Source organism: Streptomyces sp. NPDC090445, assembly GCF_044769385.1.
GTDB lineage: Bacteria > Actinomycetota > Actinomycetes > Streptomycetales > Streptomycetaceae > Streptomyces.
This window is the reverse complement of record NZ_JBIVXV010000047.1, coordinates 1-19,369: the sequence shown is the minus strand read 5'-3', so window position 1 is coordinate 19,369 and position 19,369 is coordinate 1. Positions and strand designations below refer to the sequence as shown.

General features: G+C 73.4%; 15 protein-coding genes. 9 read left to right on the top strand and 6 right to left on the bottom strand.

The features are described from left to right. Nucleotides 1-191 precede the first annotated feature (191 nt). The 5 genes from ACIQUT_RS38715 to ACIQUT_RS38695 all read left to right on the top strand — a co-directional run bounded on the left by ACIQUT_RS38715 (nt 192) and on the right by ACIQUT_RS38695 (nt 7,163). The gene (locus ACIQUT_RS38715) at nt 192-1,772 is read left to right on the top strand and encodes a GMC oxidoreductase (protein ID WP_403570239.1); all 1,581 of its coding nucleotides are present in this window, start codon (nt 192-194) and stop codon (nt 1,770-1,772) included. Nucleotides 1,773-1,994: 222 nt separating this feature from the next. Further along, entirely contained in the window at nt 1,995-2,789 is a 795-nt protein-coding gene (locus tag ACIQUT_RS38710) for an SDR family oxidoreductase (protein ID WP_403570290.1), read from the top strand. Nucleotides 2,790-2,825: 36 nt separating this feature from the next. Continuing rightward, nucleotides 2,826-4,289, top strand: a complete 1,464-nt coding sequence (locus tag ACIQUT_RS38705; RefSeq protein ID WP_403570237.1) for a cytochrome ubiquinol oxidase subunit I — start codon at nt 2,826-2,828, stop codon at nt 4,287-4,289. Further along, complete coding sequence (locus tag ACIQUT_RS38700; RefSeq protein WP_403570235.1) at nt 4,286-5,329, top strand: cytochrome d ubiquinol oxidase subunit II; 1,044 nt, start codon at nt 4,286-4,288, stop codon at nt 5,327-5,329. The genes ACIQUT_RS38705 and ACIQUT_RS38700 overlap by 4 nt, the downstream gene beginning before the upstream one ends. A gap of 46 nt (nt 5,330-5,375) precedes the next feature. Then, complete coding sequence (locus tag ACIQUT_RS38695) at nt 5,376-7,163, top strand: cation:proton antiporter (RefSeq protein WP_403570233.1); 1,788 nt, start codon at nt 5,376-5,378, stop codon at nt 7,161-7,163. 9 nt (nt 7,164-7,172) lie between these two features. Here ACIQUT_RS38695 and ACIQUT_RS38690 read toward each other — a convergent pair whose 3' ends face one another. Beyond that, on the bottom strand, nt 7,173-9,008 hold the full coding sequence (locus ACIQUT_RS38690) for a glycoside hydrolase family 15 protein (protein WP_403570232.1): 1,836 nt from the start codon (nt 9,006-9,008) through the stop codon (nt 7,173-7,175). 298 nt (nt 9,009-9,306) lie between these two features. Between ACIQUT_RS38690 and ACIQUT_RS38685 the strand changes: the two genes are divergently transcribed. Further along, the gene (locus ACIQUT_RS38685; protein WP_403570231.1) at nt 9,307-10,227 is read left to right on the top strand and encodes an aldose 1-epimerase family protein; all 921 of its coding nucleotides are present in this window, start codon (nt 9,307-9,309) and stop codon (nt 10,225-10,227) included. A 30-nt stretch (nt 10,228-10,257) separates the two neighbouring features. Here the strand turns inward: ACIQUT_RS38685 and ACIQUT_RS38680 are convergent, their stop codons facing one another. Beyond that, nucleotides 10,258-11,595, bottom strand: a complete 1,338-nt coding sequence (locus tag ACIQUT_RS38680) for a geranylgeranyl reductase family protein (protein WP_403570229.1) — start codon at nt 11,593-11,595, stop codon at nt 10,258-10,260. A gap of 183 nt (nt 11,596-11,778) precedes the next feature. Between ACIQUT_RS38680 and ACIQUT_RS38675 the strand changes: the two genes are divergently transcribed. Further along, nucleotides 11,779-12,141 carry a hypothetical protein gene (locus ACIQUT_RS38675; protein ID WP_403570228.1) on the top strand — a complete coding sequence of 121 codons (363 nt, stop codon included), beginning with the start codon at nt 11,779-11,781 and terminating at the stop codon, nt 12,139-12,141. Between the two features lie 38 nt (nt 12,142-12,179). On the opposite strand, the gene ACIQUT_RS38670 is transcribed toward ACIQUT_RS38675, so the two are convergent. From ACIQUT_RS38670 to ACIQUT_RS38655, 4 genes are all read right to left on the bottom strand, one after another. Continuing rightward, on the bottom strand, nt 12,180-13,412 hold the full coding sequence (locus ACIQUT_RS38670) for an FAD-dependent oxidoreductase (RefSeq protein WP_403570226.1): 1,233 nt from the start codon (nt 13,410-13,412) through the stop codon (nt 12,180-12,182). 199 nt (nt 13,413-13,611) lie between these two features. Continuing rightward, nucleotides 13,612-15,225 (bottom strand): DUF6297 family protein, encoded by a 1,614-nt coding sequence (locus ACIQUT_RS38665; protein WP_403570224.1) that lies wholly within the window; start codon nt 15,223-15,225, stop codon nt 13,612-13,614. Between the two features lie 122 nt (nt 15,226-15,347). Further along, nucleotides 15,348-16,073 carry an ATP-binding cassette domain-containing protein gene (locus tag ACIQUT_RS38660; RefSeq protein WP_403570223.1) on the bottom strand — a complete coding sequence of 242 codons (726 nt, stop codon included), beginning with the start codon at nt 16,071-16,073 and terminating at the stop codon, nt 15,348-15,350. Between the two features lie 148 nt (nt 16,074-16,221). Continuing rightward, on the bottom strand, nt 16,222-16,926 hold the full coding sequence (locus ACIQUT_RS38655; RefSeq protein ID WP_403570221.1) for a lipoprotein: 705 nt from the start codon (nt 16,924-16,926) through the stop codon (nt 16,222-16,224). A 190-nt stretch (nt 16,927-17,116) separates the two neighbouring features. Between ACIQUT_RS38655 and ACIQUT_RS38650 the strand changes: the two genes are divergently transcribed. Together ACIQUT_RS38650 and ACIQUT_RS38645 are read left to right on the top strand one after the other, a co-directional pair. Further along, entirely contained in the window at nt 17,117-17,737 is a 621-nt protein-coding gene (locus ACIQUT_RS38650) for a carbohydrate-binding module family 20 domain-containing protein (RefSeq protein WP_403570220.1), read from the top strand. Nucleotides 17,738-18,058: 321 nt separating this feature from the next. Further along, nucleotides 18,059-19,234: an ATP-binding protein gene (locus ACIQUT_RS38645; protein ID WP_403570218.1), complete on the top strand. Its 1,176-nt coding sequence runs from the start codon at nt 18,059-18,061 to the stop codon at nt 19,232-19,234. The last annotated feature ends 135 nt before the right edge of the window (nt 19,235-19,369 follow it).

Sequence of the window (19,369 nt, the reverse complement as noted above, 5' to 3'; positions counted from 1 at the left end):
CCTGTGACCTGTGGCCTGTGGCCTGTGACCTGTGGCCTGTGACCTGTGGCCTGTGACCGTACCGGTGCCCCGGCCCCTCCTCCGGGTGCCGCGGCGGCGGGCGGCGTATACGTTCGTAGAGGGATCCCAGCTGTGACGGACAGGCCCGGTGCGGGCGCGACACCACAGACCGAGGACGGACGGTGGTCGCCGTGAGCGACACCCCCCACTACGACGCCATCATCATCGGAAGCGGCGCGGGCGGCGGTACCCTCGCGCACCGGCTCGCCCCCTCCGGCAAGCGCGTGCTGATCCTCGAACGCGGCGGCTACCTCCCGCGCGAACGGGACAACTGGGACTCCACGGCCGTGTTCGTCAAGGGGAAGTACCGCGCGCCGGAGTTCTGGTTCGACCAGCACGGCCGCGAGTTCCCGCCCGAGGTCAACTACTACGTGGGCGGCAACACCAAGTTCTACGGCGCGGCGCTGTTCCGGCTGCGCCCGCAGGACTTCGGCGAGCTGCGCCACCACGACGGGATCTCGCCCGCCTGGCCGATCCGCTACGAGGACCTGGAGCCCTACTACACCCAGGCGGAGCACCTGTACCTGGTGCACGGGCGGCACGGCGAGGACCCGTGGGAAGGGCCTGCCAGTGAGCAGTACGCCCATCCGCCGGTGGAACACGAGCCGCGGATCCAGCAGTTGAGCGACGACCTGGAGAAGCAGGGCCTGCACCCCTTCCACCTGCCGATCGGGGTGAACCTGACCCAGGACGGCAGGGGGCGTGCGACGCACACCAGCGTCTGCATCCGCTGCAACCGGGTGGACGGCTTCCCGTGCCTGGTCCGCGGCAAGTCCGATGCGCAGGTGATCTGTGTGGAGCCGGCCCTGGAGCACCCGAACGTGGAGCTGGTCACGAACGCCCACGTGGTCCGGCTCGAAACCGATCCGACGGGGCGGACCGTGAGCACGGTCGTGGCCCGGCTCGACGGGGGCGAGGAGGCCCGGTACGCGGCGGACGTCGTGGTCGTCTCCTGCGGGGCGGTCAACTCGGCGGCGCTGCTGCTGGCCTCCGCGAACGACCGCCATCCGCGGGGCCTGGCCAACAGCTCGGACGTGGTCGGCCGGTTCTACATGCGGCACAACAACCTGGCCCTGATGGCCGTGTCGAGGGAGCCGAACGACACGCAGTTCCAGAAGACCCTCGCCCTGCACGACTGGTACCTCGGTGCGGACGACTGGGACTACCCGCTCGGCGGGATCCAGATGCTCGGCAAGTCGGACGCCCAGCAGATCCACGGCGAGGCCCCGCGCTGGGCCGGTGCGGTGACCCCGGACATGCCGTTCGAGGTCATGGCCCACCACGCCGTCGACTTCTGGCTGTGCGGTGAGGACCTGCCGCTGCCCGACAGCCGCGTCACCCTGGACGGCGACGGCCGCATCCACCTCGCGCTCGACGAGGCCAACAACACGGCCGGGCTGAAGCGGCTGCGGCACAAGCTCCAGCACATGCTCGGGCACCTGGGCATGCACGAGCACCACCTGCTGGACCACAGCCTCTACCTGCACAAGGGCATGCCGATCGGGGCGACGGCCCATCAGGCCGGGACCGTCCGCTTCGGCACCGACCCGGCCTCCTCGGCCCTGGACGTCCACTGCAAGGCCCACGACCTGGACAACCTGTACGTGGTCGACACGAGCTTCTTCCCGAGCATCGGCGCGGTCAACCCGTCCCTGACGGCCATCGCGAACGCCCTGCGGGTGGGCGACCACCTCCTGGAGCGCTTGGGCTGATCCGCAGGCGGGGAAAGGGGGGAACACCGCCGACCGGGCGAAGAACTCAGCCGGGTGGTGCGACACGGCTCGCCGCGCGCCGTCGCGCCGCGGCCGCGGTGGTTGTGTGACGCCGGAGCCCGCTCGGGTGTCCTCGCCCGGACAGCGCGGGCCGCGCTGTGGAGGAGGCAGTCTGTCGTGAGTTCCACCGAGGGCGTATCCCAGGGGGCGGTTCCCGCGCACCTGCTCCGGGGCCAGAAGGCGCTGGTGACCGGCGCCAACTCCGGGATCGGCAAGGCCACGGCCATCGGCCTGGGCCGGGCCGGGGCCGACGTGGTCGTGAACTACGTGGCCGGCCGGGAGGAGGCCGAGAAGGTCGTCGAGGAGATCGCCTCGTTCGGGGTGCGCGCGGCGGCGTACGAGGCGGACGTGTCCGACGAGGGCCAGGTCGTCGCCATGACGAACCGCATGGTCGAGGAGTTCGGGACGATCGACATCCTCGTCGCCAACGCGGGGCTCCAGCGGGACTCCGCCTTCACCGAGATGACCCTCGCCCAGTGGCAGAAGGTCATCGACGTCAACCTGACCGGGCAGTTCCTGTGCGCCCGGGAGGCGACGAAGGAGTTCCTGCGGCGCGGGATCGTCCCGGAGGTCTCCCGCTCCGCCGGCAAGATCATCTGCATGAGCTCGGTGCACCAGATCATCCCCTGGGCCGGGCACGTCAACTACGCCTCGTCCAAGGGCGGCGTGCAGATGATGATGCAGACCCTGGCGCAGGAGCTCGCCCCGAAGAAGATCCGCGTGAACGCGATCGCCCCCGGTGCCATCCGGACGCCCATCAACCGCACCGCCTGGGACACGCCCCAGGCCGAGAAGGACCTGCTGACGCTGATCCCGTACGGGCGCGTCGGCGACCCGGAGGACATCGCGAACGCGGCCGTCGGCCTCGCCTCCGACCTCATGGACTACGTCGTGGGAGCCACCCTCTACGTCGACGGGGGGATGACCCTCTTCCCGGGCTTCGCCACCGGCGGCTGACCCCGCCCGCCCGCCTCGGCCCCGGGAGGGTCACCCATGCACACCACGGTCCACCTGCTGGCGGAGGCACCGCCGCAGATGCTGCCGGCCAGATCGCTCATGGCCTTCACCCTCGCCTCGCACATCATCCTGGTGCCCCTGGGCGTGGCGCTGCCGCTCATCACCCTGATCATGCACGGCTACGGGCTGCGCCGCGGCGATGCGACCGCCCTGCTGCTGGCGCGGCGCTGGTCGGCCGTGATGGCGGTGCAGTTCGCGATCGGCGTCGTCACCGGCACCGTCCTGTCCTTCGAGTTCGGCCTGCTGTGGCCGGGGCTGATGGGCAGGTGGGGCGATGTCTTCGGGCTCGGCTTCGGCGTCGAGGCCTGGGCCTTCTTCCTGGAGGCCGTCCTCATCGCCGTCTACCTGTACGGCTGGCGCAGGCTGCCCGCCCGTACCCACTTCCTGCTCGGGCTGCCGCTGCCGGCCGCCGCGCTGCTCGGGGCGTTCGGCATCCTGGCGGCCAACTCCTGGATGAACACCCCGCGGGGATTCACCCTGGACTCCGAGGGCAATCCCGTCGACGTGGACGTCCGCAAGGCGATCTTCACGCCGATGTTCGGGCCGGAGTACTGGCACTTCGTCGTGGCGATGCTGATCACCGCCGGATACGTCGTCGCCGGTGTCTACGCCGTGGGCTGGCTGCGCGGACGCCGCGACCGCTACCACCGCCTCGGCTTCACCGTACCGTTCACGGTCGCGGCCGTCTTCACCCCGATCCAGTTCATGCTGGGCGACGCCATCGCCCGTGCCGTGTTCCGCCAGCAGCCGGTGAAGTTCGCCGCGATGGAGATCGTCTGGAACACCGACACGCACGTGCCGGAATACCTCTTCGGCCGCCTCCACCCCAACGGGCGCATCTCCGGCGGCATCAAGATCCCGCAGCTCGACTCCATCCTGGCCGGCTTCAGCCCCGACACCAAGGTGACCGGACTGACGTCCGTGCCGGCCGACCAGCGGCCGAACGCCACTCAGGCCACCATCACCCACTTCGCCTTCGACACCATGGTGGGCATCGGCACCCTGCTCATGCTGCTCGCCCTCTGGTACGGGATCGTCTGGTGGCGCCGCCGCCGGCTGCCCGCCTCGCCGTGGTTCTACCGCAGCGCCGCATGCGCCGGAGTGGCCAGCGTCATCGCCGTCGAATGCGGCTGGATCACCACCGAGGTGGGCCGGCAGCCGTGGATCGTCTACCAGAACATGAAGGTCGCCGAAGCGGTGACCGCGACCCGTTCCGGCACCTTGTGGACCATGTTCGGGCTGGTGGTCCTGGTGTACGTGTTCATCTTCGGCTCCTTCCTGGCCGTCCTCCTGAAGATGCGCACCCGATGGCGGCTGGACGACGAGCGGCGCAGTGCGGAAGGAACGATGGAGACACCGGAGACCGACACCCCGTACGGCCCCCGCTCCGCGGTCGCGGCCGCCGACGGCCCGGGACAGACCGGGGAAGGCAGCCGGTGACCGCCGATGTGGTGGCGGTCGTCCTGCTCCTCGCGGTCGCCGCGTACGCCTGCGCGGGCGGCACGGACTACGGCGCCGGATTCTGGGACCTGACCGCGGGCGGCGCGGAGCGCGGCAAGCGCCCCCGGTGGCTGATCGACCACGCCATGGCACCCGTCTGGGAGGTCAACAACGTCTGGCTCATCTTTGTCTTCGTCATCATGTGGACCGGGTTCCCCGTGTTCTTCCAGACGGTGTTCCTCGCGATGTGGCTGCCGCTCGCGCTCGCGGCCGTCGGCATCGTGCTGCGCGGCGCCGGCTTCGCCCTGCGCAAGCCCACCCGCAGGATCGCCGGACGGCGCGTCTACGGGGCCGTGTTCGCGGTCTCCTCGCTGCTCACGCCGTTCTTCCTGGGGGCCGCCGTCGGCGGGATCGCCTCCGGCCGGGTGGCGCCGGGCACCGAGCCGTCGGCGCACACCTGGTCCAACCCCACCTCCGTGTTCTTCGGCATCCTCGCGGTCGTCGCCACGGCACTGCTGGGGGCCGTGTTCCTGGCCGCGGACGCGGTGCGCTTCGAAGCCCCGGACCTGCACGCCTACTTCCGGTGGCGGGCCGTCGCCGCGCTCGCCGCCCTGGCCGTGCTGGCAGTGGTCACCCTGTTCGTCACGCACGGCGACGCCCCGCACGTGTGGCACGGCCTCACCCACGGCGCCGGGCTGTTCTTCGTGATCGTGGCGGGGGTGGCGACGCTGGTGACCGCCTGGCTGCTGCTGCGCACCTCCGGCGCGTGGTCGCGGGTCTCGGCCGTGGGCATCGTCGCCTCGGCGGTCCTTGCCTGGGGCATGGCGCAGCGCCCGTACCTGATCCCGCGCTCGCTCACGGTGGCCGAGGCGGCGGGGGCTCCCGCCACCCTGCACTGGCTGGTCATCGTGACCCTCGTGGCCGTGGTGCTGGTCTTCCCCGCGGTGGTGCTGCTGTACCGGCTCGACACGCACGGCACGCTGGAGCCCCTCACCGACGCCGACCTGCGGCGGGGCGGCGGCCCGGAGGACCGGGGCTGAGCCGCCGGAGCCCCGGCCGCGTGCACGCAGGAGGAACAGGAGTGCCGTGAGCGAACAGCAGATCCTGCTCGGTACCGCCCTGACCGTCGTGCTGGCCGTGGGCTCCCAGATCCTGGCGAGCCGGCTGCACGTCCCGTCGCTGATCGTGCTGCTGCCGGCCGGTTTCACCGCGGGGGCGCTGACCGACGTCATCCATCCCGACCGGCTGGCGCCCGACTTCACGGTGCTGGTGTCCCTGGCCGTCGCCGTCATCCTCTACGACGCCGGGCTGGGCCTGCGCCTGCACCAGCTCCGGGGCGAGCCGCGGACCGTGGTGATCCGGCTGATCGTGCCCGGGGTCGTGATCACCTGGGCGGCCTGTCTGGGGCTGGTCGCGGCCCTGTTCGACGTTCCGCTCACGGTGGCGGTGATGATCGGCGTGATCCTCGTCGTATCCGGGCCGACCGTCGTCGGCCCGTTGCTCGACCACGTCCGGCCGACCGACGGGGTGCGGAGGATCCTGGTCTGGGAAGGCTCCCTGATCGACCCGATCGGCGCCATTCTGGGGGCCGTCGCCTTCCACGTCATCGTCCGCCTCCAGGCCGACCAGGGATTCCACTTCGGCATCTTCTTCGGCAGCTTCGCCGTAGGGCTGGCGGGCGGCGCGATCGGCGTCGCCCTGCTGTGGCTGACCCTGCAGTGGCTGCGGCTGGGCGGAACGCTGGGGACGCTCGCCCAACTGGCGGCGGTCGTCGCGGTGTCCGCGGGCTGCGACATGGTCCTCGACGACACCGGGCTCATCGCCGCGATCGTCATGGGCATGGCGGTCACGAATCTACCCGGATTCGACATGCCGGCCCGCCGTCCCTTCTTCGAAACCGTCGTCCAGCTGATCATCGGCCTGCTGTTCATCTCCATCTCGTCCACGGTCGCGCCGAAGGCCGTGGCACCGGTGCTCCTGCCCTCGCTGGCCCTCGTCGCCGGGCTCGTCCTCGTCGTGCGGCCGCTGGTGGCGTTCCTGGCGACGGCCCGCACGCACCTCGGCTTCGGGGAGCGGGCGTTCATCGGCTGGATGGCGCCCCGCGGCATCGTCGCCGCCTCCACCGCCACGACGTTCTCCGCCGCCCTCGTCGACGACGGGCTGTCCGGCGCGGACGAGATCCTGCCCATCACCTTCCTGGTGATCGTCGGAACCGTCCTGGTCTACGCGCTCACGGCCCGGCCCGTGGCCGCCAGGCTGGGCGTCGTCCGGCCGGCGCGGACCCGGCCCCTGCTGGTCGGCGGGGCGCCCTGGGTGGTCGACCTGGCGCTGGCGCTGCGCACGGCCGGCCTGGACGTGCTGATGTGGGCCGGGCTCGCCGAGGAGCGGCGCCGCATCGGGCAGGCGGGCATCGAGCTGGCCCCGGGCGAGCTCCTGGCCACGGCCACCGACCCGCGGGCGCGCCTGGAGGGGGTCACGGCCGTGCTCCTGTGCACGGATGACGACGACTTCAACGCCCTCGCCTCGGTCGTCGTCCAGGACAGCGTCGACGGGCCGGTCTACCGGGTCGGCCCGCCGCCCGACAGCGGCGCGGTGGTGGCCCCGTACACGGGTGGCACCGTCCTCTTCGGCCCGGCCACGGTCCGGAACGTGCTCGCGGAGCACCACGCGGGGGGTGCCCGCTTCCTGGTGCAACCCGGCTCGGAGCCCCGTCCGGCCGGGTGCGAGACGCTGTTCACGGTCCGGCGGAACGGGCTGCTGGAGCCGGTCACCGGGGCCCGCGGCGCCGACCCGGCGGAAGGCGACACGCTCGTGCTCCTCGGCCCGGTGCCGGCCGGGGCGGCGGGTGTCGTCGGGGGCGGCGGGCGCCGCTGACCACCCCTGTCACGAGGCCCGGTTCAGGGTCGCGTCGAGGGTGATCGCCGCGTCGATGAGGGCCAGGTGGGTGAACGCCTGGGGGAAGTTGCCCAGTTGGCGTCCGGTCAGGTCGATCTCCTCCGAGTACAGGCCGAGGTGGTTGGCGTACCCCAGCATCTTCTCCAGGACGAGCCGGGCCTGGTCGACCCGCCCGGCGCGCGCCAGGGCGTCGACGTACATGAAGGTGCACAGCGAGAAGGTGCCCTCGGATCCGCGGAGCCCGTCGGGCGACGCCTCCGGGTTGTACCGGTACACCAGGCTGTCGGTGACCAGCTCGTTCTCGACCGCGTCCAGGGTGGAGGCCCACATCGGGTCCCCCGGGGTGATGAAGCCGACCGTCGGCATGCGCAGCAGCGACGAGTCGAGGACGTCGCTGCCGTAGTGCTGGATGAACGCCCCACGCGCCTCGTTCCAGCCGCGCGCCATGACCTGCTCGTAGATCGCGTCCCGCGTGCCGCTCCAGCGCTGCGCCGCGGACGGGCGGCCGGTGTCCTGCGCGAGCCGCAGCGCGCGGTCGAACGCCACCCAGGACATCACCCGGCCGTACGTGAAGTCCTGGCGGCCGCCGCGGGTCTCCCACAGGCCCTCGCCCGCCTGGTCCCAGTGGTCGGCCAGCCAGTCCAGGACGCGGAGCAGCCCGGTCCACCCCCGGTACCCGAGGTGGATGCCGTGTCCGTGGGCGAAGTAGATGCTGTCCATCGCCTCGCCGTAGATGTCCATCTGGATCTGGGTGGCGGCGCCGTTCCCGATGCGTACGGGGGCGGACCGCTCGTAGCCCTCCCAGTGCTCCAGGCTCTCCTCCTTCAGGTCGGAGGAGCCGTCGACCGTGTACATGATGTTCAGCGGCCCGGAGTCCCCTTCGCCGCCGGCCCGTTCCTTGATGCGGTCGTCGAGCCATCCGATGAACGCCTTGGCCTCTTCCGTGAACCCCATGCCGAGCAGGGCGTACACGGAGAAGGAGGCGTCGCGGATCCACGTGAACCGGTAGTCCCAGTTGCGCTCGCCGCCCAGTTGCTCGGGCAGTCCGGCGGTGGGGGCTGCGACGACGGCGCCGGTGGGGGCGTACGTCATGAGCTTCAGGGTCACGGCGGACCGTTCGACGGCCTCCCGCCAGCGGCCCGTGTAGCGGGACCTGGCCAGCCAGGACCGCCAGTAGCGGATGGTGTCGTGGAAGAGCTGCTCGTACTCGGCGAGGCGGATCTGCCGGGGCGGCCCGTCGGCGGCGGACTCCAGGACCAGTCCGCGCTGCTGGCCCGCCTGCAGGTTCAGCGTGAGGTGCAGGTCGTAGTCGCCGGTGAGGGAGTGCACCAGCCGCTCGTCGTCCGGCTCGCGGACCGTGTGCACGGTCAGGGCCAGGCCGTCCGAGGCGAACAATGCTCCGTTCTCCGTGACGTGCAGCTCGTGCGGTTTGCGGCCGTAGTCGAAGCGCGGCGCGATGTCGAGCTCGAAGGTCATGCTGCCGCGTACGCAGCGGACCATGCGGACCAGGCGGTGGCGGTCCGTGGCCGTGGTGCCGGTCAGCGGCATGAAGTCGACCACCTCGCCGGCGCCGGCCTCGGTCATGAACCGGGTCACCAGGACCGCGGTGTCGGGAAGGTACAACTGCTTGGTCGCGTACGTCTCGTGGGCCGGCCGGACCGTGCAGTGCCCTCCCTTGCTCTTGTCCAGGAGGGCTCCGAAGACGCTGGGCGAGTCGAAGCGCGGACAGCAGAACCAGTCGACCGATCCGTCGGACGTCACCAGGGCCGCGGTCTGCAGGTCGCCTATCAGGCCGTGGTTCTCGATCAGCGGGTACTCGTCCATCGGGGCGTCCCTTCCGGCCTGCGCCGTCACCCGGATCAGCTCCCCCGACCAGCCTAAGCCGGGCGCGCAGCCCCGGCCCGCCGGGCCGCCCGAGGCCGGGCCCTCCCGGTCTTCGCCGCTTCCCGCCCGCTTCCTCCCCTCCCCCCTGCACTGCGCGCCGACGGCTGGGAACCGAACGTGACGAAGGTGCCCGGCGCGGCGCGCGGTGGTCCGCCCATCGGGCTACGTGCGCGGCCGATTCCGGCCGAAGGCACGTGTCCCGCTTGCTCCCCCGCCCCTCTGCTCCCAGTCTCGACGCGTGCACGAGAGCCCGTTCGGACACCTGACGACCCTGCGCCACCACGACCACGTAGCGGAGGTGGTGGAGCTCGGGGCGGCGCTGCGGTCCTACACCGTGGGAGGCCGCCCGCTGCTCCGCGGATTCGGTGACGAGGAGCGGATCACCGCCGGACGCGGCCAGATCCTCGCGCCGTGGCCGAACCGCATCGGCGGCGGCCGCTACCGGTGGCGCGGGGAGGACCTGCAACTGCCCCTGACCGAGCCGGAGCACGGGAACGCCATCCACGGGCTGCTGCGCTGGACCTCGTGGCAGGTCACCGAGTCGGACGGGCGCCGGGCCGTGCTCCGGACCGCGCTCTGGCCGCAGCCGGGCTACCCGTTCCACCTCCGGGTCCGCGCGGAGTACGCCCTGGGCGACGCCGGCCTGGAGGTGGCCGTGACCGCGTGGAACCGGGGCGAGGGCGTGGCCCCGTACGGCGTCGGCCAGCACCCGTACCTGACGGTCGGCACGGCGGCGGTGGACGAGGCGCTGCTGACCGTCCCGGCGCGGACCTGGCTGCGCACCGACACGTCGGGGCTTCCGGTGGCGGAGGAGCCGGTGTCGGGCACGCCCTACGACTTCCGCACGGCGCGGGCCGTCGGCGGGGCGGTGCTGGACACGCCGTTCGGGTCGCTCCTGCGGGATGCGCGGGGGCGGGCGGTGGTCCGCCTCGCCCACCCCTCCGGGGAGTACGGCACGGACCTGTGGCTCGGCGAAGGAACCGAGTACCTGCAGGTGTACACGGGCGACACGCTGCCGCAGGCGCAGCGGCGCCGTGCGGTCGCCGTCGAGCCGATGTCGTGCCCGCCCAACGCGTTCGCGAGCGGGACCTCGGTGGTGGCCCTGGAACCGGGGGGCCACCACACGATGCGCTGGGGGATCACCCCCTGGGGAGGGTGAAGCCGCCGTCGGGGCCCGGCCCGGGGCGTGTCAGCGCCGCGGTGCGGGGACGGCGCGCAGGAGTGCGTGGACGACGGCGTCGATGCCGTCCTGGGCGGGTTCGTCGGCGACGTGGGTGAGCAGGCGGGCCAGGGCGCGCAGGAGCGGCGGCGAGGCCATGACGCGGGGGTGGAGCAGCGGCCGGTAGCCGTGGCGGGCGAGGACGAGGTCGCCGGCGAGGGTGCCCAGCCGGTAGTAGCGGCCCCAGCGGCGGCGGATCTCCGCCGGGTACTGGTGCAGTGCGTGTTCGCGTCGCGCCCCGGCCGGCCGGGCCAGGGCCAGGGCGATGGTCTCCGCGGCCACTTCGCCCGCTTCCAGGGCCTGGGCGATGCCCTCGCCGCTCCAGGGGCTGACCATTCCGGCGCTGTCGCCGACCAGCAGCAGGCCCCGCCGGTACTGGGGGCGCCGGTTCAGGCCCATCGGCAGGGGTGCGCTGCGCATCGGCGAGTCGGCGCTCTCCTCGTGCACGCCCCAGTGGGCGGGCAGGCGCGGCAGCCAGTGCTCCATGGCCGCCCTCAGGTCCACGGGCCGGCGGCCGCGGCGCGGCAGGGCGCCGAGGCCGATGTTGATGCGGCCGTCGCCGAGCGGGAACACCCAGCCGTATCCCGGCAGGTCCAGTCCGGTGCCCGGGCAGCGCAGGTCGGCCCACAGCTCCAGGTACGGGTCGTGGGTGCGGGCCTCGCTGCGGTAGTAGCGGCGGGCGGCCCTCGCCACGGGCAGGGCGGTGTCCCGCTCCAGTCCCAGGGCCAGCGCGGTGCGCGCGGAGGCGCCGTCGGCCGCGACGACGAGCGGAGCCCGGTACCGTACGGGTTCCCCGCCCGGGCCGTGCGAGGCGGACACGCCCGTGATGTGTCCCGCCCGGTCGCACAGCGGGGCCGTCACCTTCACCTGCGTGCGCAGCCGGGCTCCGGCGGTGCGGGCGTGGGCGGCGAGCAGGTCGTCGAAGTCGTAGCGGCTGCGGGTGAGCCCGAAGTCCGGGTGGCTGCCCAGCCGCGGCCAGTCCAACTCCACCTCGCGGCCCTCGCACACCCAGCGCATGCCCTTGTTGCGCATCCAGCCCGGTGCGTTGACGTCGATGCCCATCCGCACCAACTGGCGTACCCCGCGCGGGGTCAGTCCGTCGCCGCACACCTTCTCGCGGGGGAAGCCGCTCTTCTCCAGCAGCAGCACGTCCACGCCCGCGCGTGCCAGGTGTGCCGCGGCGGCGGATCCGGCGGGTCCGGCCCCGACGACGATGACCTGTGCTTCTTCGTCACCGGACGCGTCCGGTTGCGGGGAGGTGCCGTCGGGGGTGGGTTCGCCGCTTGCGTCGTCGCGTTCGCTGGTCACCGCACCACTATGCCGGTCCGGGCCCGGCGATCCCGTCCGGCACGACCGCGGCCGTAAACGGTCGCACTGTTGTGCCCAAAATGTGGCTGTCTGCGGCAGGTCCGGGTCGGATAGCAAGGGGGCGGCACCTGGGCACGGCCCGCCGACGGTCGGCGGGTTCCAGCGCGCCCGAGAGGAAACACTGTGATCCGCACCCGCTTCGCCGCCCTCGCCACCATGGCGTTCACCGCCCTCGCGGTCGCCGCGACCCCTGCCGGCGCGGCACCCGGCACCACCCAGAACATGTGTGCCAACGCCCTGACGCCGAGCGGCTGGGTGGACGTCCAGTGGTGGAACAGCGCCGGCTGCGGCTCCGGCTTCACCCCCAACATGAAGCAGATCATGGACCTGAACGGGTACCCGGTCGGCACCCAGGTCAACGCGTGCGCCTCCACCTGGCCGCCGGCCGGCTGGACCATCGTCAGCAGCCACTACTCCAGCGGCTGCCGCTACTCGGCGGTGCCCAGCTTCAACGCCAACACGTGGACCCTGAAGCGCACCTCCTGACCCGCTGCCCCGCGGCGGCGGCACCGGACGCGGGCCGGTCAGCGGAGCGATTCCCGCGGGGGCCGCTCGCGCAGGGCCCCGTAGGCGACGAAGTAGGCCGGGACCCGGTTCAGCCAGCGCGATTCGGTGACGAGCCCGGTCAGCCGCTTCACGCGCTCCGGGTCCCCGAACGCGGGGCGGCCCGCCAGCAGCGGCTCGATGACCTGGGCGTGGGCGAGGCGCTGCAGGCCCTGGGTCGCGACGGTGGTGGGCCAGCGGCGGTGCTGGACCCGGCGCACGTCCCGGAGCCCCACGGTGCCCTCGCGCAGCGGGCCCACCAGGTAGCGGGCCGCGGCCACCGCATCCTGGACGGCGAGGTTGATGCCGATGCCGAAGACCGGTGACATCGCGTGTGCGGCGTCCCCGATGCACAGCAGGCCCGGGCGGTGCCAGCGGCGCAGGCGGTCGAGCCGTACGTCGAGCAGCTTCACGTCGTCCCAGGACGTGAGGCTGTCGGCGCGGTCCGCGAGCCAGGGGACGGCGGCCGCGAACCGGGCCGCGAACGCCTCCAGGCCCTCGGCGCGGAGCGCGGCGTCGGCCCCCTTCGGAATGAGGCCGGCGCACTGCCAGTAGTCGCCGCGGTCGATCAGCGCGGTGAAGAACCTGTCCCCCGCGCCTCCGACGAGCCCGCTGGGGTCGTCGTCGCGCCGCGGCAGCCGGAACCACCAGGCGTCCATGGGGCAGGGGAAGCGTTCCAGGCCGAGTTCGGGCAGCGTCCTCGCGAGGGATCCGCGGCCGTCGCAGGCGACGGTCAGGGTGGCGCGGAGCTCGCCGGTGCGGCCGTCCGCGGTGCGGTAGTGCACGCCGTTCACCCGTCCGCGTTCGACGATGAAGGACGTCGCCCCGGTGTCCATGCGCAGGCGGAAGGACGGCTCCCGGCGGGCCTCGTCGGCGAGGAGGTCGAGCAGGTCCCACTGGGGCACCATCGCGATGTAGTTGTACTTCCCGTGCAGCGCCCCGAGGTTCCCGACGGTGACGAGGGACCCGTCCGGCCCGATGGGCAGCTGCACCGAGGTGACGCGGCGCTGCGGGAGCCGGGCGAACCGTTCGGCCAGGCCGATGTCGTCCAGCAGCGACAGGGACGACGGGTGGACGGTGTCACCGCGGAAGTCCCGCAGGAAGTCGCCGTGTTTCTCCAGCACCGTCACCTCGACCCCGGCCCGGGCCAGCAACAGCGCCAGCACCATGCCGGCGGGGCCGCCTCCCACCACGCAGCAGGTCGTTCGCTCCACGGCAACCACTCCCTTCGCGGGCGGCGGGTGCGCCCGAGGAGGACCTATACCGTACCCGCGGCGGCGGCCCGGGCAACTCCCTTCGGCGTGCCTCGCGCTGTGCTGTGTGCCGTGCGCTGTGCCGTGTCCTGTGTGCTGTGTCGGCGTCGGCGCCGCCGTGGCGGGGCGGGCGGGTCCCGCGGGGCCCGGAGCTGCGGGCTCAGCCGTGGAGTTCCCGGGCCTGGCGGCCGACGCGGCGGACGGCCCAGGCGAGGACGGCGGCGGAGCGTACCGCCAGCCACAGCGTGTCCGCGGCGTCCGGGCCGCCGGAGGCGTCGTACGCCATGTGCCACAGGAAGGGCGCGGCCACGCATCCCGCGGCCAGCGCGGGAGCCAGCCGCCACAGGACGAACGGCACGGCCGCGAACCAGTCGAGCGACAGGGCCAGCAGGTCGTACCGCGGCGCGCCCCGGTAGGCGCCCACGAGGGTGGTGGCGACCAGCGCGGGCCCCGCGACCAGCAGCGCCGTGGCGTACGCAGTGAGGGGCCCGGCGGGCAGTCCGGGCAGCAAGGACAGCAGCCACGTGGTACCGGCGGCGGCCCACAGCACCGCGGCCGGTACCGCCAGATGGGCCACGGCCAGGACGGCGGGCGGCTGCGGCAGCAGCAGGGCGCGGCGCGGCCGGTCGGTGTCCTGGTAGGCCGGTTCGGCCAGCGCGACCGCCGCCAGGTACAGGGGCAGTACGAGGAGCAGCCCGGCGGCCGCCGCCTTCAGGGGGCCGACCGGGCCGTCGGCCGGGCCCGACAGCCATCCGGCCACCGCGCGGAACTGGGCGTACCCGGCGGCCAGCGCCGCGCAGGCCAGGACCGGCCGCCAGGGATGCCGCAGCAGGACGACGGCGTCCCGCCACAGCAGGACCGCCCAGCGGGCGCGGGGCATGGGGAGCCGGGCGGCCCGTCGGCGGCGCCCGCCCGTCCGCGGCGTCGACTGCAGGACGAGGGTCAGCGCGCGGAGGTCAAGCAGTGTCGCGCCCTGCGTGACCTGCCGGCCGGTGCGGGCGCGGGCGAGGAGCGCGTCCGTGGGGATGCCCGCGACGGCCCGGAGGGCAGCGCACAGGACACCGGCCGTGCAGGCGGCGAGGCAGGCCAGGGCCGCTGCCCAGGCCGTCGGGGAGCCGTGTGCGGCGGCCGTGGCGGTGGCCGCACCGGCCCAGCCCCAGGGGCCGGACCAGGCCGCGAGCTCGGTCACGGCAGGCGCCGTGGCTCCGGCGGCGAGTACGGTCGCTCCGGCCGCCGCCAGACAGCTGCCGAGCAGCCGGGCCCGGCGCGCCAGGGCCGGTCGGGCCTCGACGAGGGTTCCCAGGCCCACCGCGAGGCAGGCCAGCCCCAGGTGGGCGAGGAGGGCCACGGGAACGGCTTCGGGCCGCCGCTCCCCCTGCACGGCGAGGGCGAGCGCGGCGGCGAGGGCGCCGGTGGCGAGCGCGGTCCCGCAGGCGAGGGCGAGGGCCCGCAGCAGGCGGGGGCGCAGGAGCCGGCCCCGGCTGCCGGGCAGCGGCAGGAGCCAGGTGATCTCGGCGGGGCTCAGCAGGACCGGTCCCAGCCGTACGCACAGGGCGAGTTGACCGGCGAACAGCAGCAGCGTGCTGCCGACGACCGCGGCACGGGCGGCCGGCCCGCCGGACCATCCGAGGCCGTGGCCGATGCCCGGCGCCGCCTGGACCAGGCCCGCGAGCACCACGAAGGCGGAGACGGCCGCGCACACCCAGGTCCACACGTCGTCGAACCGGGGGCGGCCGGCCCCGCGTTCGCGCCGGGCCCGCACGGCGACGGCCACGGCCCCGGCAACCGCGGCGGTGGCCTCCCGCTCCTCGGGCCCGTCAGGCCCGTCAGGCTTGTCAGGCCCGTCATGGGCACCGGAACCCGTACCGGCACCGGCACCGGCAGTACGTCCTGTGGTCACCGCCACGGCGAGACCTCCGCCCGGCCGGTCACCTCGGCGGGGGTTCCCAGCGCGGCCGTGCGGCCCCGGTCCAGGAGCAGCACCCGGTCGGCGACCGCCTCGACGGTGGCTCGGTCGTGCGAGGCCAGCAGGACCGCCGTGCCGGCGGCCTTCGCCGTCCGCAGCGCGGCGGCAAGCCTGCGCCGGGCGGCGGTGTCGAGGCGCTGCTCGGGCTCGTCCAGCACAAGCAGGCGGGCCGGGCGGACCAGCACCGATGCGAGCAGGAGCGACTGGTTCTGCCCCGCTGACAGGGCGTCGGGGAAGGCGTCGCGTCGGTGGTCCAGGCCGAGTTCGGCGAGGACGCGGTCGACGGCGGCGGCCGCCCCGGAGCCCAGGCCGTGGGCGGTGGCCACCATCCGTATGTGCTCCGCGACGGTGAGGTCGGGGAAGCACGCGGCGCCGTCGAGGAGCAGCCCGGCGTCCCGCCGGAAGGCGGCGTCCGCCTCGCGCGGGGCGGCGCCGGCGAAGCGGACCTCGCCCCGGTCGGGCTGCTGCCGCCCGACGCAGACGCGCAACAGCGTCGACTTCCCGGACCCGTTGGCGCCGGCGAGGGCCAGGCATTCACCGGGCTCCAGCATCAGGCCGACGCCGTCCAGCACGGTCTCGTCGTCGTACGCGATGTGAACGCCCTGCGCGTGCAGCAGGGCTGCGGTCCGGGCGTCACCTCGGGCGGCGTCAGTCACGCCCCTCCCCCTTCGACGTCGGCATCGGCACGGGTACCGGCCCCGACCCCCAGCAGGGCACCGGCGCCCGCCCCCATTCATTCACCATGCACGCATACTCCCATGCGGTCGGGGAGCAGGGGCCGGAAGCGACGACCCGACCAGTCGGCTAGCTGCCCGGCTTGAGGGACTGCCGGGCCAGCCGGTAGGCGGGCTGCATCGCCTCGTGTTCGGCGCTGTCCAGCCCGCCCAGGTGGACGACGACGGCCGCGCCGCCCGGGGTGACGACGGCGAAGGCGCCCTCCTTCTTGGCCTCATCGAGCGGGGCCGTCTCGTACACGGCCTCGACCGCCGGCAGCGCGGTGCCGCCCTCGCCCGCCCGCACCTCGCTGTAGACGGGAGCACCCTTGGCCTTCTCGCCGCCCATGAACGACTCCAGCACCTTGCGGGCGTCGCCGGGCCCGGCCGGCTTGTCGGCGACCCAGACGCGCAGGAAGCCCATGTTTCCTGCGGGCTTGGCGTCGATCTCGCAGGCCAGGGTCAGTCCGCCCTGCTTGAACAGCGCGGCGAACTGGTCGTCTTCGGCGTGCGTGACGGCCTTCGGCTTCCAGTCCTGCGCGAGGTCGAAGGAGACCGGCAGCCGGCACGGGGTCCCGTCGCCGCCGATGGATCCGGCGGCCTTGGCGGCGGATCCGGGGGCCGCGCCCGCGCTCGCGGCGGGGCTCGGCGTGCCGGTGGCGGCTGCCTTCGCAGGCTGCGCGTCCCCTCCGCCGTCGGTCTTCTCCGACGTCGACGTCCCGCAGGCCGTCACACCCCACACGAGAATCCCCGCCCCGACAGCCCCCGTGACCGCCCGCACCAGCCTGTGCCGCATCGCCCGTACTCCCCCACCCGAAACCCCAGCAGAAACAAAGAGCCGTCAACCTAACAGGCCACAGAGCCCGAACCCGAGGCCGAACGGTCCGACAGCAACACATCAAGCCTTTCTGTAAGTTGCTGCAAGAACTTGCAGAGATCGGTAGGCTGCGAGCTCTTCCCGCCCTCCCACGAAGGGACCAACTCCCGTGCACGGAACGAAGAACAGGCGCGCCGGCAGCACCGCGGCAGCACTGGCCACCGCACTCCTCTCCTGGGCTGCCGCACCGTCCGCCGCCGCGGACACCCCGTCGAGCTCACCGGTCCGCTTCCAGGTCACGGCCACCACCCAGTGGGGCGACCGGGTCTTCGCCGTCGGCAGCGTTCCGGCGCTGGGCTCATGGGATCCGGCTCACGCGGTGCCGCTCGACGCGCACGGCTACCCCGTGTGGGACGCCGAGGCCTCCCTGCCTTCCGGCACCCCCGTCGAGTACAAGTACGTGGTGAAGAAGGCCGACGGGACGATCGACTGGGAGGAGGGCGCGAACCGCTTCATGCAGCCCCGGTCCGGCGCCCCCGTCACCACCCGGGACACCTTCCGGCTCACCCCCGGAACACCGGCCTCCGGGATCGCGCCGACCTGCATCACCTGGTCCGAGACCTGGCGCTACACCCCCGTCCACAACGGCTGCGGCAGCACCTACGACCTCCAGGTGCTCTACCGCGACGGCAGCATCTCGACCTGCCGGCAGGTCGCCGCCGGCGCGACCGCCACCTTCGCGGGATACGGCCCCTACGAGAACCGCCCCGTGGCCGTCAACCACTGCTGAGCCGCCCCCGCGCAGCGGGACCGCGATGGAGGAAGGTCGCCCGGACCGCGGTGAACAAGCCGTGCTGAGCACCCCGTGGCAGCGGGCGCGCAACGTGCCGAAATCGGGGACCCCGGGCCGACCGAAAACGGGGGCGTACGCGGCCTCGGCGGGGCCCGGACCCGCTCCGGACACGGTTCGCGCCCCCCACGGCCGGGCACGTCCCGGCAGGCGGTCACCCATCCGTTCACGTCCTCCGCCAACCGGCCCCGACCTGGCACTTTCCTGGAATCCACCTAGGGTGAGGAGCGCAACTCAGCTCACCGAGAAGGGACTTGGGGAATGAGCCAGGACGCCGACCGTTACGACGCCACCCGCATCCAGGCACTACTGGAACCACGGGAAGCCGTTCGGAAGCGGCCCGGGATGTACATCGGCTCCACCGGCGAACGGGGGCTGCACCAGCTGGTCTTCGAGGTCGCAGGCCGGGCGGTGAACGAGGCCTTGGCCGGCCGGGTCAGGACCGTCGAGGTCACACTCCTGCCCGACGGCGGGGTGCGCGTGGCCGACGACGGGCCCGGCATCCCCGTCCGGGCCGCCGGCCACACCGGTGGTCCCGCGCTCGAAGCCCTGCTCACCCGGCCATCCGTCGCCGGACGGGGCCCGGGCAGCCGCCACACCGTGTCGTTCGACCTCGCCGGCCTCGGGCTGTGCGTCGCCAATGCCCTGTCGAGCAGGCTGACGGCCGAGGTGCGACGTGAGGGGGTCCGCTGGCTCCAGGAGTACGGGCAGGGCGTCGCCCTTGCACCGCCCACGCCCGCGGGACCGACGACCGGAACCGGCACCACCCTCACCTTCCTGCCCGACGCCGACGTCTTCGAGACGACGGAGTTCTCGTTCACCGCTCTGGCGGACCGGTTCAGGGAACTGGCCTTCCTGAGCCGGGGTCTGGACCTCTCCCTGACCGATGAACGCCCTCCGGGCGAGCCCCGGTCGGTGCGGTTCCGGTCCCCGGGCGGGGCTCGCGACTTCGTCTCCTTCCTCGGCACGGGGGCGGAAGCACCCGTTCACCCGGACGTCATCGGCTTCGAGCGGGAGGACCCCCGCATGGCGGGAACCGTGGAGGTTGCCCTCCGATGGCACGACTCCCGCGAGGAACACCTCCACTGCTTCGCCAACAGCAAGCCCACCCCCGAAGGCGGCACGCATGCGGCGGGCTTCCGCGACGGCGTGACGGCCGCGGTCAACGCGTACGCGCGAAAGCGGCTGCTGCTGACGGCGGCGGACCCCGATGTCGACGACGACCGGATCGGCGAGGGCCTGACAGCGGTCGTGTCGGTCAAGCTGGACGACCCCGAATTCGCCGGCGCCACACACGGCGTGCTGGGCGGCGCAGCAGTGCGCGCCTGCGTCGCCGAGGCCGTACGGGAGCACCTCGGCACATGGCTGGAAGCACACCCGGAACAGGCCGCGGCCATCGCCGCCCATGTCCTCCGCGCCACCGCCCACCGGGACTGAGCCGGCAGCCGGACCGGCGGATCGAACCCGGACCGGAGCTGCCCGCGCGGCGCCGTCGCATGCGGATGCCGGAGAGGCTGGGGGCCTCTCCGGCATCCGGGGTGGGGTGGGGGTGGGGTGTTCGGGTCTCACTTG

What these genes read in the sequence shown, in the direction of transcription:
- ACIQUT_RS38705 (WP_403570237.1), top strand. Translation starts at nt 2,826, where the DNA reads ATGCACACCACGGTCCACCTGCTGGCGGAGGCACCGCCGCAGATGCTG.
- ACIQUT_RS38690 (WP_403570232.1), bottom strand. Translation starts at nt 9,008, where the DNA reads ATGGACGAGTACCCGCTGATCGAGAACCACGGCCTGATAGGCGACCTG.
- ACIQUT_RS38655 (WP_403570221.1), bottom strand. Translation starts at nt 16,926, where the DNA reads ATGCGGCACAGGCTGGTGCGGGCGGTCACGGGGGCTGTCGGGGCGGGG.
- ACIQUT_RS38645 (WP_403570218.1), top strand. Translation starts at nt 18,059, where the DNA reads ATGAGCCAGGACGCCGACCGTTACGACGCCACCCGCATCCAGGCACTA.